Raw genomic sequence first — 13,942 nt, forward strand, 5'->3', positions numbered from 1 at the left:
GATGCGGGGCCGAAGGCGGATCCATGCGATCCGCGAAACGGAGTGCCGCCCGTGCGGCCGTGTGCGGGACGACGACCGCCGATTTCGGTCCTTGCCTCGTCCGACGAGTTCACTAGTGTCCCGCCACGCTCCGTCAAGGGGGCGGCCGGTCCGCCGAAGGGGCAGAGCGGCCAGGCGAAACAAAGGGAGGGATCATGGACCGTCGTTCATTCCTGAAGAACTCGACCATCGGCGCCGGAACCGCCGGGACCGCCGCGCTGGCCGCCCCCGCCTACGCGCAGGGCAACCGGACGCTCACGCTCGTCACCACCTGGGGTCGCGGCCTCGCCGGCGTCCACGACAGCGCGCAATACTGCGCCGACAAGATCACCGCGATGACGGACGGAGCTCTGACGGTCGATCTGAAGGCGGCGGGCGAGCTCGTCGGCGCGTTCGAGTCCTTCGATGCGGTCACGTCCGGTCAGGCCGACATGTATCATGCCGCCGACTACTACTTCACCGGCCAGCATCCGGCCTTCCAGTTCTTCACGTCGCTGCCCTTCGGGATGACGCCGCAGGAGCTGCACAACTGGTATTATCAGGATGGCGGACAGGAGCTGCATGACGAGCTCGGCCAGATATTCGGTCTCAAGTCTTTCCTCGCGGGCAACACCGGCGCGCAAGCGGGCGGCTGGTTCCGGCAGGAGATCAACGCCCCCGAGGATTTCCAGGGCCTCAAGATGCGGGCCCCCGGGCAGAGCGGGGAAGTGTTCGCCAAGCTGGGCGCGTCCGTTCAGAACATTCCGGGGGCCGAAGTCTATCAGGCCCTGAGTTCCGGCGCCCTCGACGCGGTGGACTGGATCGGGCCCTGGGCCGACGAGACGGCGGGTTTCCAGGAAATCACCAAGATCTATTACACCGCGAGCTCCGGCGAGCCCGGTCCGGGCATCAGCCTCGCGGTCAACCGCGACGTTTTCGAGGAGCTTCCGACCGCGCATCAGCAGATCATCGAGCAGACGGCCCGCGCCGCCAATAGCTGGACGCTGTCGCTCTTCGTGGCGAACAACGCGGCCGCGTTGCAGAGGCTTCAACAGGCCGGCGTCCGGACGCTGACTTTCCCCGACGCCGTCTGGGATGCGCTCGGGGCCGCCTCGCAGGAAGTGTATCAGCAATACATGGGCGACGATCTCTACAAGAAGATCTTCGACAGCTATCAGGCTTCGATGCGCAAGAGCGCCCAGTGGATCGAAACGTCCGAAGGCGCCTATACCAGGCAGCGCGACCGGATACTGGACATCTGAAGACGGATCCGAGGCGGGCGGCCGTTCGCGGCCGCCCGCCCCGTGCGGCATGGCCGATACGGTCAGGGCCGGCGCGTGGAAGGGCATCGCGGCAGCGGGGCGGAAGACTGGCCGATCGGCCGTGATGGCGGGACCGCGTCGCCCCGCAAGTTGTAGTCTGGGGGCGACATGCTCGACATCCTCACCGCCGTCGGGGGCGGCATCGCCCGGATCGCCATGCAATTCGCGCTGGCGTTCTACAACCTCGGCTATGCGGTCACGCATCCGGCGAGCTGGCTCGCCTGGACCCGGTCCTTCGAGACGCCGGAGGACAAGGAATCGCTGCTGCGCCTGATCTATTATGGCGCCAGCGTCGAGTTGCTCTTCATCGTCCTCGCCGCCTTCGCGTTGCTCACGATCGGCGTCGGGTTCTCCCGCCGCTTCGGCTGGCGCCTCGTGCGCGGGTTGGAATTCGCGCTGAACTGGCTGGGCCGGATCGCGGCCTGGGCGGGGCTGCTGATGGTCCTGCAGCAGGTGATGATCGTCTTCCTGCAGCGTATCTTCCGCGTCTCCGAGATCAGCATCGGACCCCTCGGGACGAGCTTCACGCGCGACCTGTCGTGGTTCTCGGAGGAGCTGAAGCTCTACAACGCGATGATCGTCTGTCTTTGCGTCGCCTGGACCTTCATCCAGGGCGGGCACGTGCGCGTCGATCTCGTCTATTCCGCCGTGGGCCACCGCGCCAAGCGGGCGGTCGACATGTTCGGCGCCATCGTCTTCATGATGCCGGCGCTGGTGCTGATCTGGCTCTACAGCTGGTTCTTTTTCTGGCGCAGCATGATCACGCCGGCGACCTCCGCCTCCGATCCGCTCGACCGGATGCTGATGAAGGCACGCGCCGTGCGCTGGAACGTCGAGACGATCGGGTTCAGCCCGAACGGCTTCGACGCCTATTTCCTGTTCAAGGTCCTGATCCTCGCATTCGTCGCCACCGCCTTCGCGCAGGCCTGCGTGTTCTTCTGGCGCAGCTGGCTCGAATACCGCGAGGGGGAGACCAGCGCCGGACGCTTCCTCGACCGCGACGTGCTCGGCGACGAGACCGCCGCGCGGGTCGCCGAGACCCACTGACGACACCCGGAGACGTGAAGGGCGGAGAAACGCCCGGAGGGACGAAAGATGCTATTCGGACTGGACGGCGTGGAGATCGGCCTAATCATCGTGTTCCTTTGCCTTTTCGGCGGGATCATGTCGGGCTTCCCCGTGGCTTTCGCCATCGCCGGCGCGGGCACGATCAGCTTCGCCATCATCGCCGCGCTCGACAGCGCGGGCATCCTCCTCCACCAGGCGATCGATACGAGCACCCCGGAATATTCCGCGCTGCTTGCCGAAGGGGTCGTGCGCGACGCGGTCTCGGTCTTCCGCTATCCGGAGCTTCCGCGCATCGAAGTGCCGCTCTTTCCCGAGGGATGGGAGAGTGCGCTCGACCGCAATATCGGCTTCATCGTCAACCGCATGAACGAGCGCGTGATCGCGGGCGCCTCCATCGAGACGTTGCTCGCGGTGCTGATGTTCGTGATGATGGGCATCACTCTGGAGCGATCCAAGATCGCCAACGACCTCCTGACCACGATGGCGCGGGTGTTCGGGCCGTTGCCCGGGGGGCTTGCCGTGTCGATCGTGATCGTCGGTGCGTTCCTCGCCGCCTCGACGGGGATCGTCGGCGCGACCGTCGTGACGATGGGCCTCCTCGCGCTGCCCACCATGCTCCGCAACGGCTATTCGCCGGAGTTCGCCACCGGGGTCATCGCCGCTTCCGGAACGCTGGGGCAGATCATTCCGCCCTCCATCGTCATCGTCCTGCTCGGAACGCTCGCGGGCGACATCTATTCCACCGCGCAGGAGGCCCGGGCCGCCTCCGCCGGCTGCACCGACGCGCTCACCTATCTGGGCGAGCCGGCCGTGGTCTCGGTCGGTACCCTGTTTCAGGCCGCGCTCCTGCCGGGCATCCTGCTCGCGGGGCTCTACGCCGCCTATGCGTTCGGCTACGCGCTCCTCAATCCGGCGAAGGCGCCGCCCGTCACCTTCGGCGGCGGCCGGCCTTCCCTGACCACGCGGAACGAGGCGCTGACCTGGTATCTGGGCGTGCCGGCCGCGCTGATCCTCGGTGCGGTGGCGCTCGGCGCGACGGGTGTGATCGGCTCGCAGGACGTCACGGTCGGCAGCTTTTCCGAAACCGGCGCGACCGCCTCCCTGCGCACCAACGTCTCGCCCGAATGCCGGGCCGCGATGATCGACCTGCACGGACAGGCCGCCTGGGATCGCGCGACGGAGGAGCAGACGGCGATCGACGCGGCCGGGGGCGTGCAGCAGGCGGAACGCCTGACCGAGGAACAGCTCGTCGAGGTGCGCGCCGCCGCCATCCGGAACGCCGCCCCGATCGGCACCGGCATCGCGGTGATCTTCCTCAGCCTCGGCCTCGTTCTCGCGGTGGCGCGGGGGGTGGACCCGCTGGCCGACGGCCGCCCGCTGCTGATCGGCGCGGCGGGGGTCGCGTTCGCCCTTGCGCTCGACATCCTCCTCGTCGGACCCACCACGTCGCCCGGCGCGACCTTCGCGCTCATAGCCGTTCCGTTCGCCGTGACGATGGTCGGAATGATCCCCGCCGTCGGGCGGCTGGCGCGGAACGACCTGCTGCAGGTGGTGTTCCCGCCGCTCGTCCTGATCGTCGCCGTGCTGGGCTCGATCCTCGGCGGCATCACCAATCCGACGCCCGCCGCGGCGCTCGGCGCGGCCGGGGCGATCATGCTGGCCGGTTACCGCAAGCTGCGGGAGGAGGGCTCGTCCGCCGCGCCGATCCTGCTCGCCTCGCTCGCCGTCGTGGTCATGCTCCTGTTCGGGATCAACTTCGACCTGCGGACCGGCATCGATTCCACGACCTTCGGCGACGCGGTCGCCATGGTCGTTGCGCAGGTGGCCTATCATGCCGCTTTCCTGGGACTGCTCTACGCCTGCTGGGTCCTGCTGCGCTCCGGCGTGCTCGGCCCGGTGGTGCGGGAAACGGCGAAGGTGACCTCGATGGTGTTCACCATCCTGATCGGCTCGCAACTGCTCAATCTCGTGCTGATCTCCTTCGGGGGCGAGCATTACGTTCAGGATTTCCTGCGCTCCTTCGACAGCGAGCTGCGGGTGTTTCTCGTCGTGATGCTGGTGCTGTTCGTGCTGGGCTTCGTCCTGGACTTCCTGGAGATCATCTACATCGTGATCCCGATTGTCGGTCCGGTGATCTACGGCGGCACGTTCGACCCGAAATGGGTCACGATCATGATCGCCGTGAACCTCCAGACCTCGTTCCTGACGCCGCCCTTCGGCTTCGCGCTGTTCTACCTGCGCGGCGTGGCGCCGCCGAGCGTCTCGACGGGCCACATCTACCGGGGCGTCATCCCCTTCGTGCTGATCCAAGTCGTGGGCCTGCTGGTTCTGTGGCTGTTCCCGAGCATCGTGACGATCGTGCCGAATCTGCTGCCGGCGGGCTGACGCCGCGAGCGACGGAGCCGCCTTGGTCCGCGGCTTCGCCGCACTACTCTCCGGTCTGACGAACGAGAGGGAGACTTGCGTCATGTCACTGAAGAGAACCGCCATGAGGATGGCCGTCGCCTTCGCCGCGGCAAAGGGCTATCAGACCTTCCGGTCGCGCGGCGGAATGAATGGAATACGCGACATGCTGTCCGGCGGGCAGACCGGGCAGGCCGGCACGATGCAGCGCCCGGCAAGTTCCGGCGGGACCGGCGGTCTCGGCGGGATTCTGGGAATGCTCGGCGGCTCCGGCGGCATGGGCACCTCCGCGACGACCGGCGGGGCCGGCATGTCGGGCACGTCCGGCGGGCTCGGTGGCCTGCTCGGCGGGTTGGCCGCGATGGCGGGCGGCGGTGCCGCGATGGGGCAGGGCGAGAGCGAGGCCGACACGATGCGCCGCGTCGAAGAGGGGCCCGAGGACGAGGCGACCGCGGCGGCGATGGTCCGCGCCATCGGCCAGGCGGTACGCGCCGACGGGGAGATCGACCCGGAGGAGCGCAGGGTGCTCGACGACATCCTGGGCGATGCGGAGACGGAGGCCGACCGCGCCGCGCTCAACGCCGCCCTGAGCGAACCGGTCGACCCGGAGCGGTTGGCCCGCGACGTGCCCCATGGCGGCGAGGCGCAGGTCTATTCGGCGGCCCTCACGGCCATCGACCCGGACCGGCCTTCGGAGCGCGACTTCCTGCAGCGCTTCGCGACCGCCCTGTCGCTCGACGCGAACGAGGTCGCCTCGCTCCATCAGGCGGCCGGCAAGCCCGTCTGAGGATTGACCGACCCGTCGGGGCCCGAAACCGGCCAGGCGCCGCCCTCGGGCCGCGGCGCCTTTCCCTCGCCGGCCCGATGCCCTAGCTGCTGCGAACGACCCAGAGAGGAGGCCCCAATGGCCGAGATCAAGGACCCCGAGAACACCATCGTCATCGAGCTCAAGGACGGGCCGGTGCATGTGGAGCTTCTCCCCGACGTGGCGCCGGGCCATGTCGCCCGGATGAAGGAACTGGCCCGCGAAGGCGCTTATGACGGCGTCCTGTTCCACCGCGTGATCGAGGGCTTCATGGCCCAGACGGGCGACGTGGAGCACGGGAAGGAGGGCGGCAACGCCGCCCGCGCCGGCACCGGCGGCAGCGACAAGCCCGACCTGAAGGCGGAGTTCTCCGGCATCCCGCATGACCGCGGCACGCTGGGCGCGGCGCGCAGCCAGAACCCGGATTCCGCCAACAGCCAGTTCTTCATCAACTTCGCCGACAATCATTTCCTGAACCGGCAATACACGGTTTACGGCCGCGTGATCGCGGGGATGGAGCATGTCGACAAGATCACTCGTGGCGAGCCGCCCGCGGATCCCGACAAGATGATCAGCGTGAAGGTGGCCGCCGATGCGTAATCTGATCTGTGGTCTCGCCCTGATCGCCGGCGCGGGCCCGGCGCTCGCGACCGGGCTGGAGATCGACGTGGCGGGAGGGGCGTCCGGCACGGTCGTCATCGACCTGTTCGAGGATGCCGCGCCCGAGCATGTGGAACAGGTCGCGGCGCTGGCCGAATCCGGCGCCTATAACGGCGTCGTGTTCCACCGCGTGATCGACGGCTTCATGGCGCAGACCGGCGACGTCCAGTACGGGCGCGCGGGCGGCGACCTGAGCCTCGCCGGGACCGGGGGCAGCGATCGCGCGGACCTGCCGGCGGAGTTCTCCGACCGCCCGTTCGGGCGTGGCACCGTCGGCATGGCGCGCGCCGCCGATCCGAACTCTGCCAACAGCCAGTTCTTCATCATGTTCGCCCCCGCGCCGCATCTGGACGGGCAATACACCGTGATCGGCGAGGTGACCGATGGCATGGACGTGATCGACGCGATCAAGCGGGGCGAGGGGGGAAGCGGCGCCGTGTCCGACAGCCCCGACATCATGGAAGCGGTGCGCGTCACCGAGTGACCCGACCGCGCGACGCCTGAACGCGAAGGGCCGCCCAGATGGGCGGCCCTTTCTTCGTCCGGTCCGGCGAAGCGCCGATCAGTTGCCGTCGACGGTTTCGGTCGAGACGGGCGCGGTCGGATCGACGGTGGGCTCGTCTCCGACCGTTTGCGGATCGACGATCTGCGCGTCGTTGCCGTCGATCGTGTCCGCTTCCTCGGTGCTCGGACTGGCGACCCAGAAGAAATACCCGACCAGGATGATCGCGACAAAGGCCAGTCCCGCGGCCATGCCGATGATCGGACCGGCATGACGGCGGGACTGCTTTTCGACATTGGTGTTCGGGGCGCTCATGGCGGACCTCGTTGCGGTTGCGGCGGTTGTCTTGACCAACCCCCCGGCGCGGGGCCGGTTCCCTTCGCATCAATCGCCGAGGCGGACCAGCGCATGCCGTTTGCGCCCGGCCGAAAGCTTGAGCGGCACGGCCAGCGCACCGGCGTCGAGCACCAGCCCCGGATCGGTCAGCGCCGCGTCGTTCATACGCGCGCCGCCGTCCGCGATCAGACGCTTGGCCTCCTTGCCCGACTTCGCCAGGCCCGTGCGGACGATGAGCTGCACGACGGAGATGCCGTCCACGACCTCGTGCGCGCCGAGCTCGACCGTCGGCAGATCCTCGCCCGTGCCGCCGCGCTCGAACACCTCGCGGGCGGTGGCCTCGGCCGCGGCGGCGGCGTCGGAACCGTGGAGGAGGGCGGTGACCTCGTTCGCGAGACTGATCTTGGCCGCGTTGATCTCCGACCCTTCGAGCGCGCCCAGCCGGTCGCATTCCTCGACCGGCAGCTCGGTGTAGAGCTTCAGGAACCGCCCCACATCGGCATCCGTCGTGTTGCGCCAGAATTGCCAGAACTCGTAGGGCGAGAGCAGCTCGGCGTTGAGCCAGATCGCGCCCCCCTGCGACTTGCCCATCTTGCGTCCGTCCGACGTCGTCAGGAGCGGCGAGGTCAGGCCGAACACCTGATCGTCGAGCATGCGGCGCGTCAGGTCGATGCCGCCCACGATGTTGCCCCACTGGTCCGACCCGCCCATCTGCAGCAGGCAGCCATGGCGGCGGTGCAGCTCGAGGAAGTCGTAGGCCTGCAGGATCATGTAGTTGAACTCGAGAAAGGAGAGCGACTGCTCCCGGTCGAGCCGCGACTTCACGCTCTCGAAGGCCAGCATCCGGTTGACCGAGAAGTGCCGGCCGACGTCGCGCAGGAAATCGAGGTAGTTCAGCCCGTCGAGCCAGTCGGCGTTGTTCGCCATGATCGCGTCCGTCGGCCCGTCCCCGAAGGTCACGTAATGCGCGAACGCCTCGCGGATGCCGGCGATGTTCGCGTCGATCTGCTCGGGGCCGAGCAGCGGACGCTCGTCGGCGCGGAAGCTCGGATCGCCCACCTTGGTCGTGCCGCCGCCCATCAGCACGATCGGCTTGCCGCCGGTCTTCTGGAGCCAGCGCAGCATCATGATCTGGATCAGAGAGCCGACATGCAGCGACCGGGCCGTGGCGTCGAAGCCGATATAGCCCGGCACGGTCCCGGCGACGAACGCCTCGTCGAGCCCCTGATAATCGGTGCAGTCGGCCAGGAAGCCGCGCTCCATCATCACGCGCATGAAATCCGATTTGGGGTGGTAGGTCATGATCGTTCCGCTATCGCTGGAGGCAGGCCCGCTCTAGCGCGGGGACGACGGGAGGAAAAGCCGATGGACGCGATCCGTGCGCTCGGCGCGATGTCCGGCACCTCGCTCGACGGGGTGGACGCGGCAGAGCTCGTCACGGACGGCGAGACGATCGTGGCCTTCGGGGACACGGGTTACGTCGAATATACGAGCGCGGAGCGGGACGTCCTTCGCGCCGCCCTCGGGCACTGGCCCGGGGAGGACGGCGTGGCGGAGGCCGCGCGCGTGGTCGAGGACGTGCATCTGCGTCTGCTTGACGGCTTCGCGCGACCCGGCGCGGTCGGCTTCCACGGGCAGACGCTGGCGCACGATCCCGCGGGCGGCCGGACGCATCAGGCCGGCGACGGCGCGCGGCTGGCGCAGGCGCTCGGCGCGCCCGTGGTCTGGGACTTCCGCAGCGCCGATGTCGCCGCGGGCGGCGAGGGGGCGCCGCTCGCCCCGGCCTTTCACCACGCCTGCGCGCGTCATGTGGGCGCCGAGCGTCCGGTGGCGTTCCTCAATCTCGGCGGGGTCGGCAACCTTACCTGGATCGATCCCGCCCGGCCGATGATGGCGGCGGGCGCGCTTCTTGCCTTCGACACCGGGCCCGCGAACGCGCCGATCGACGATCTTTGCCAGCGTCACACGGGGGGGCGCTTCGACCGCGACGGCGCGTTGGCGCGGGAGGGAACGGCGCGGACGGACCTCGTGGACACGCTGCTGCGACATCCGTATTTCGAGCGCCCGCCGCCCAAGTCGCTCGACCGCGACGCCTGGGCGGGAACGCCGATCGACGCGCTGCCGCCCGCCGACGCGGCGGCCACCTGGGTCGCGGTGATCGCCGCCACGGTGGAGCGGGCGCTCGCGCGATGTCCCGCGCCGCCGGAGCGGCTCCTGATCGCCGGCGGCGGGCGGCGGAACCCGGCGATCATGGCGGCGCTCGACGCGCTCCCGCTGGCCGTCGCGTCGGTGGAGGCGGCGGGCCTCGACGGCGACATGCTGGAGGCGCAGGCCTTCGCGTTCCTTGCCGTGCGCGTCCTGCGCCGCCTGCCGACGAGCTTTCCCGGCACGACCGGGGTGGCGATGCCCCTTTGCGGCGGCCGGGTCTCGGGCGGGGCCGGGGTGCTTTACGATCCGGGTCCGGGTGCTAGACAAGGCGGCGAACGACGCATAGCCGGCGAAGGCTCGCGATAACGCCGCGGACCCGCGCAGCAACAACAGGAGCAGCCGAATGGTCTCCCGCACGATCCCCGTCGATACCTTCGACCTCGTCCTTTTCGGCGCCACGGGCGACCTCGCCGCCCGCAAGATCCTGCCGTCGCTCTATCGCCGCTTCCTGGCTGGCCAGATGCCGCCCGACGCCCGTGTGATCGGCGCCGCCCGGTCCGAGCTCGACGATGAAGGGTTCCGTGACACCGTGCGCGCGGCGCTCGACGAGTTCGTGAGCAAGGGCAAGCGCGACGCCGACACGATCGACGCCTTCGTCGCGCAATGCAGCTACATCCCGATCGACGCCAAGGAGGACGACGGCTGGGACGCGCTGAAGGAAATGATCCGCGACGACGCGATCAAGGCGTTCTACTTCTCGGTCGGACCCAGCCTTTTCGGGGCGCTGGCGGAGCGCCTTCGTGCGCACGGCATCGCCGGGCCGAAATGCCGGCTGGTCGTCGAGAAGCCCTTCGGCACGGATCTCGAAACCGCGCGCAAGCTCAACGAGGACCTTGCCGCGAGCTTCGACGAGGCGCAGATCTACCGCATCGACCACTTCCTCGGGAAGGAGACGGTGCAGAACCTGATGGCGGTGCGCTTCGCCAATGTCCTGTTCGAGCCGCTGTGGAACGAGCGCTATATCGACCACGTGCAAATCACCGTCTCCGAGACGATGGGCGTCGGCGGGCGGGGCGCCTATTACGACCGGTCCGGAGCGATGCGGGACATGGTGCAGAACCACCTGATGCAGCTTCTCTGCCTGACCGCGATGGAGCCGCCGAACCACTACGACCCGGACATGCTGCGCGACGAGAAGCGGAAGGTGATCCGCGCGCTCGATCCCGTGGCCAAGGAGGACGTCGTGCGCGGCCAGTACAAGGCCAGCGGCGACCGGCCCTCCTATGTGGAGGACGCGGAGAACCCGGATTCGCGCACCGAGAGCTTCGTCGCCCTCAAGGTCGGAATCTCGAACTGGCGCTGGAAGCATGTCCCCTTCTACCTTCGGACCGGCAAGCGGATGTCGCGGCGCCTCTCGGAGATCGTCATCCAGTTCAAGGAGACGTCGCATTCCATCTTCGAGCGCGACGGGCTGAGCAAGGCCAACGCGCTGACGATCCGGCTCCAGCCCGACGAGGGCATGGACCTTTCGGTCACCATCAAGGAGCCGGGGCCCGGCGGCATGCGCCTCGTCAACGTGCCGCTCGACATGACCTTCGCGGACGCGCTCGGCCCCGACGGGGAGGATATCCCCGATGCCTACGAACGGCTGATCATGGACGTGATCCGGGGCAACCAGACGCTCTTCATGCGCGGCGACGAGGTGGAGGCCGCCTGGGCCTGGACCGATCCGATCATCGAGGGCTGGGAGAAGCGCGGCGACCGGCCGGCCCCCTACGGTCAGGGGACGAGCGGTCCGGAGGAGGCGCTGGCCCTGATGCACCGCGACAATCGTCGCTGGCGTGACCTCGAGGAGGAATAGATGGAGATGATCACCTATCCGGACCGCGAGATGCTGGCGATAGGGCTCGCCGACCGCTTGGCCTCCTGCCTGCGCACGGCGCTGCGCGCCAACGACCGGGCGAGCTTTTGCGTGCCGGGCGGCACGTCGCCGGACGAGACGTTCCGTACCCTGTCGGGCGTGGCGCTCGACTGGAAGTCGGTGGACGTTTTTCTGGGCGACGAACGCTGGGTGCGCGAGGACAGCGAACGCTCGAATACCGGCCTCCTGAAGCGCACGCTGCTGACCGACCGGGCCGCCGCGGCGCGGCTCGTGCCGATGGTCAACGCCGCCGCCGTGCCCGAGGACGGCATCCCCGATCTCGTCCCCGCGCTCGGGGACGCTCTGCCGATCTCCGTGCTGCTGCTCGGCATGGGCGAGGACATGCACACGGCGAGCTTGTTCCCCGGGGCCGACCGGCTGACCGAGGCGATGGCCGAGGACGCGCCGATCCTTGTGCCGATGCGGGCCGAGGGCGCGGAGGAGCCGCGCGTGACGCTGTCCCGCCGCGTGCTGGCCGACGCGATGGAGACGCATATCCTGATCATGGGCGACGCCAAACGCGCGGCGCTGGAGCGGGCGCAGGGCCTCGATCCGATGGAGGCCCCCGTGGCCGCGTTCCTGCGCGAAGCCTGCGTGCACTGGGCCCCCTGACGGCCCCCGACGACAACGAGCGAGATCGACATGAGCATCTGGACCGCCCTCGACGACCTTCGTGCCATGAGCGGCGCGCGCATCACCGACCTTCTGGCCGACGAGGCCCGGACCGGACGGATGATCCGCCGCACCGGGCCGTTCCTGTTCGACTTCTCGAAGACCGCGATCACCGGCCCGGCGCTCGACCGCCTGCTCGCGGCGGCCGCGGACGTGCCCGCGCGCCGGGACGCGATGTTCGAGGGCGCGCGCATCAACGAGACCGAGGGCCGCGCCGTCCTTCACACGGCGCTGCGCGGCGGGCGTCCTGTCACCGTCGACGGCGTCAACGTCCTGGGCGAGGTCCACGGCACGCTGGCCCGGATGCGCGACTTCGCCGGCGACGTGCGCGACGGCACGTTCCAGGGGCAGGGCGGGCGCATCACCGACGTGGTGAACATCGGCATCGGCGGCTCTGATCTCGGCCCCGCGATGGCGACGCTGGCGCTCGCGCCCTACCACGACGGGCCGCGCTGCCATTTCGTGTCGAACGTGGACGGCGCCGACTGGGCCGAGACCGTCAAGGACCTCGATCCCGGCACCACGCTCGTGGTCGTGGCCTCCAAGACATTCACCACGATCGAGACACTGACCAACGCCAGGACCGTGCGCGACTGGATGGGCGAGGAGGTGTCCGAGCCCGCCGCGCAATTCGCAGCCCTGTCGTCGGCGCTCGACAAGACCTCGGAGTTCGGGATCGACCCCTCTCGCGTCTTCGGTTTCGCGGATTGGGTCGGCGGGCGCTATTCGATGTGGGGGCCGATCGGCCTGTCGCTGATGATCGCGATCGGCTCGGGCAATTTCGACGCCTTCCTGCGCGGCGCGCGGGAGATGGACGACCATTTCCGCGAGGCCGATCTCGCCGACAACCTGCCGGTTCTGCTGGCGCTCGTGGGGCTCTGGAACCATCAGGTCTGCGGCTATCCCACGCGCGCGGTGCTGCCCTACGACAACCGGCTCGCCCGCCTGCCGGCCTACCTCCAGCAGCTGGAGATGGAATCGAACGGCAAGGGCGTGACCATGGGCGGCGACCCGCTACCCGGCCCGGCCGGCCCGGTCGTCTGGGGGGAGCCCGGCACGAACGGCCAGCATGCCTTTTATCAGCTGATCCATCAGGGGCGCACGCCGGTCCCCTGCGAGTTCATGGTCGCCGCACAGGGGCACGAGCCCGCGCTCGACCATCACCACCGCCTGTTGATCGCGAACTGCCTCGCGCAATCCGAGGCGCTCCTGAAGGGGCGCAGCCACGCCGAGGCGCGCACCAAGGTGGAGGGCAAGTACGATGGAGACGAGCTCGAGCGGCAGGCGGCGCATCGCGTGTTCGAGGGCAATCGCCCGTCCACCACGTTGCTTTACCCGCAGCTCACTCCGGCCGTGCTGGGCGGCATCGTCGCGCTCTATGAGCACCGGGTTTTCGTCGAAGGCGTGCTGCTCGGCATCAACAGCTTCGACCAATGGGGCGTCGAGCTTGGCAAGGAACTCGCGACCTCGCTCGGACCGCTGGTCGATGGCGGGGATCCGTCGGGCAAGGACGCGTCCACCCGGGCGCTTCTGGCGCAGCTCCTCGACTGGCGGCACTGAGCCGCCGGTCACGTCTCCGGCGTGGCGCCGTCGCGGGTCCGGAACACGTCAAGGAAATGATCGGGCAGGGGGCGGCGGGTCGTGCGATCCCGCTCCATCAGGACAATGACCGCCTCGCTGGCGGCGCAGACGCGACCGCGCGCGACGACCGCATATTCCATCGTCCACGACGTCCGGCGATAGGCCTTGGCCCGACCCGCGACGATATAGGTCTCATCAAGGTGCAACGGCGCGCGGTAGTCAACGGAGACGGCCTTCAGGACCAGCGTCGGCCGGCCCCCCCGGTCAAGCCCGTGGGCACCCAGCCAGGCCGTGCGGCACGTTTCGAACCAGCTCAGGTAGCGGGCATTGTTGACGTGGTCATGCACGTCGAGCTCCTGAAAGCGCACGCGGTCGGCCTGACCGAAAACGAAGCGCTCCGGAACACCCTCCGCGCGCAGCGTGGCGCGGTCGAGCGGAACGAGAAAGGGCAGGGTCATGACCGCCTTCTAGCGCGACGACCGGTCCATGCAAGCGGGCGAACCTCG

General features: G+C 68.9%; 13 protein-coding genes. 10 read left to right on the forward strand and 3 right to left on the reverse strand.

What is annotated here, in order from left to right; all coding sequences use genetic code 11:
* Nucleotides 1–194: 194 nt before the first annotated feature.
* The 6 genes from Q1B08_RS03815 to Q1B08_RS03840 all read left to right on the forward strand — a co-directional run bounded on the left by Q1B08_RS03815 (nucleotide 195) and on the right by Q1B08_RS03840 (nucleotide 6,760).
* On the forward strand, nucleotides 195–1,280 hold the full coding sequence (locus Q1B08_RS03815) for a TRAP transporter substrate-binding protein (RefSeq protein ID WP_299815017.1): 1,086 nt from the start codon (nucleotides 195–197) through the stop codon (nucleotides 1,278–1,280).
* A 168-nt stretch (nucleotides 1,281–1,448) separates the two neighbouring features.
* Nucleotides 1,449–2,387 (forward strand): TRAP transporter small permease subunit, encoded by a 939-nt coding sequence (locus tag Q1B08_RS03820; protein WP_299815020.1) that lies wholly within the window; start codon nucleotides 1,449–1,451, stop codon nucleotides 2,385–2,387.
* 48 nt (nucleotides 2,388–2,435) lie between these two features.
* Nucleotides 2,436–4,793: a TRAP transporter large permease subunit gene (locus Q1B08_RS03825; protein WP_299815022.1), complete on the forward strand. Its 2,358-nt coding sequence runs from the start codon at nucleotides 2,436–2,438 to the stop codon at nucleotides 4,791–4,793.
* Nucleotides 4,794–4,875: 82 nt separating this feature from the next.
* Nucleotides 4,876–5,598 carry a DUF533 domain-containing protein gene (locus Q1B08_RS03830; protein ID WP_299815025.1) on the forward strand — a complete coding sequence of 241 codons (723 nt, stop codon included), beginning with the start codon at nucleotides 4,876–4,878 and terminating at the stop codon, nucleotides 5,596–5,598.
* A 117-nt stretch (nucleotides 5,599–5,715) separates the two neighbouring features.
* Nucleotides 5,716–6,216 carry a peptidylprolyl isomerase gene (locus Q1B08_RS03835; protein ID WP_299815028.1) on the forward strand — a complete coding sequence of 167 codons (501 nt, stop codon included), beginning with the start codon at nucleotides 5,716–5,718 and terminating at the stop codon, nucleotides 6,214–6,216.
* Nucleotides 6,209–6,760 carry a peptidylprolyl isomerase gene (locus tag Q1B08_RS03840; protein WP_299815031.1) on the forward strand — a complete coding sequence of 184 codons (552 nt, stop codon included), beginning with the start codon at nucleotides 6,209–6,211 and terminating at the stop codon, nucleotides 6,758–6,760. The genes Q1B08_RS03835 and Q1B08_RS03840 overlap by 8 nt, the downstream gene beginning before the upstream one ends.
* A gap of 78 nt (nucleotides 6,761–6,838) precedes the next feature.
* On the opposite strand, the gene Q1B08_RS03845 is transcribed toward Q1B08_RS03840, so the two are convergent.
* Together Q1B08_RS03845 and tyrS are read right to left on the reverse strand one after the other, a co-directional pair.
* Complete coding sequence (locus tag Q1B08_RS03845) at nucleotides 6,839–7,093, reverse strand: hypothetical protein (RefSeq protein WP_299815034.1); 255 nt, start codon at nucleotides 7,091–7,093, stop codon at nucleotides 6,839–6,841.
* Between the two features lie 69 nt (nucleotides 7,094–7,162).
* On the reverse strand, nucleotides 7,163–8,416 hold the full coding sequence (gene tyrS / locus Q1B08_RS03850) for a tyrosine--tRNA ligase (protein ID WP_299815037.1): 1,254 nt from the start codon (nucleotides 8,414–8,416) through the stop codon (nucleotides 7,163–7,165).
* Nucleotides 8,417–8,479: 63 nt separating this feature from the next.
* Here tyrS and Q1B08_RS03855 point away from each other — a divergent pair, with 63 nt between their 5' ends.
* From Q1B08_RS03855 to pgi, 4 genes are read left to right on the forward strand one after another with little or no spacing between them, the layout of a single operon-like run.
* Nucleotides 8,480–9,628, forward strand: a complete 1,149-nt coding sequence (locus Q1B08_RS03855; protein ID WP_299815040.1) for an anhydro-N-acetylmuramic acid kinase — start codon at nucleotides 8,480–8,482, stop codon at nucleotides 9,626–9,628.
* Nucleotides 9,629–9,665: 37 nt separating this feature from the next.
* Nucleotides 9,666–11,123, forward strand: coding sequence for a glucose-6-phosphate dehydrogenase (zwf, locus tag Q1B08_RS03860; protein ID WP_299815043.1), 1,458 nt, complete (start codon nucleotides 9,666–9,668; stop codon nucleotides 11,121–11,123).
* The gene (pgl, locus tag Q1B08_RS03865; protein WP_299815046.1) at nucleotides 11,124–11,795 is read left to right on the forward strand and encodes a 6-phosphogluconolactonase; all 672 of its coding nucleotides are present in this window, start codon (nucleotides 11,124–11,126) and stop codon (nucleotides 11,793–11,795) included.
* Nucleotides 11,796–11,825: 30 nt separating this feature from the next.
* Nucleotides 11,826–13,415: a glucose-6-phosphate isomerase gene (gene pgi / locus Q1B08_RS03870; protein ID WP_299815048.1), complete on the forward strand. Its 1,590-nt coding sequence runs from the start codon at nucleotides 11,826–11,828 to the stop codon at nucleotides 13,413–13,415.
* An 8-nt stretch (nucleotides 13,416–13,423) separates the two neighbouring features.
* On the opposite strand, the gene Q1B08_RS03875 is transcribed toward pgi, so the two are convergent.
* Nucleotides 13,424–13,894 carry a thioesterase family protein gene (locus Q1B08_RS03875; protein WP_299815051.1) on the reverse strand — a complete coding sequence of 157 codons (471 nt, stop codon included), beginning with the start codon at nucleotides 13,892–13,894 and terminating at the stop codon, nucleotides 13,424–13,426.
* Nucleotides 13,895–13,942 lie beyond the last annotated feature (48 nt).

The sequence above is a fragment of the uncultured Jannaschia sp. genome, from assembly GCF_947494025.1.
Classification (GTDB): domain Bacteria; phylum Pseudomonadota; class Alphaproteobacteria; order Rhodobacterales; family Rhodobacteraceae; genus Jannaschia.

Coding starts and splice junctions, on each gene's coding strand:
- Q1B08_RS03815 (WP_299815017.1), top strand. CDS start 195: ATGGACCGTCGTTCATTCCTGAAGAACTCGACCATCGGCGCCGGAACC.
- Q1B08_RS03820 (WP_299815020.1), top strand. CDS start 1,449: ATGCTCGACATCCTCACCGCCGTCGGGGGCGGCATCGCCCGGATCGCC.
- Q1B08_RS03825 (WP_299815022.1), top strand. CDS start 2,436: ATGCTATTCGGACTGGACGGCGTGGAGATCGGCCTAATCATCGTGTTC.
- Q1B08_RS03830 (WP_299815025.1), top strand. CDS start 4,876: ATGTCACTGAAGAGAACCGCCATGAGGATGGCCGTCGCCTTCGCCGCG.
- Q1B08_RS03835 (WP_299815028.1), top strand. CDS start 5,716: ATGGCCGAGATCAAGGACCCCGAGAACACCATCGTCATCGAGCTCAAG.
- Q1B08_RS03840 (WP_299815031.1), top strand. CDS start 6,209: ATGCGTAATCTGATCTGTGGTCTCGCCCTGATCGCCGGCGCGGGCCCG.
- Q1B08_RS03845 (WP_299815034.1), bottom strand. CDS start 7,093: ATGAGCGCCCCGAACACCAATGTCGAAAAGCAGTCCCGCCGTCATGCC.
- tyrS (WP_299815037.1), bottom strand. CDS start 8,416: ATGACCTACCACCCCAAATCGGATTTCATGCGCGTGATGATGGAGCGC.
- Q1B08_RS03855 (WP_299815040.1), top strand. CDS start 8,480: ATGGACGCGATCCGTGCGCTCGGCGCGATGTCCGGCACCTCGCTCGAC.
- zwf (WP_299815043.1), top strand. CDS start 9,666: ATGGTCTCCCGCACGATCCCCGTCGATACCTTCGACCTCGTCCTTTTC.
- pgl (WP_299815046.1), top strand. CDS start 11,124: ATGGAGATGATCACCTATCCGGACCGCGAGATGCTGGCGATAGGGCTC.
- pgi (WP_299815048.1), top strand. CDS start 11,826: ATGAGCATCTGGACCGCCCTCGACGACCTTCGTGCCATGAGCGGCGCG.
- Q1B08_RS03875 (WP_299815051.1), bottom strand. CDS start 13,894: ATGACCCTGCCCTTTCTCGTTCCGCTCGACCGCGCCACGCTGCGCGCG.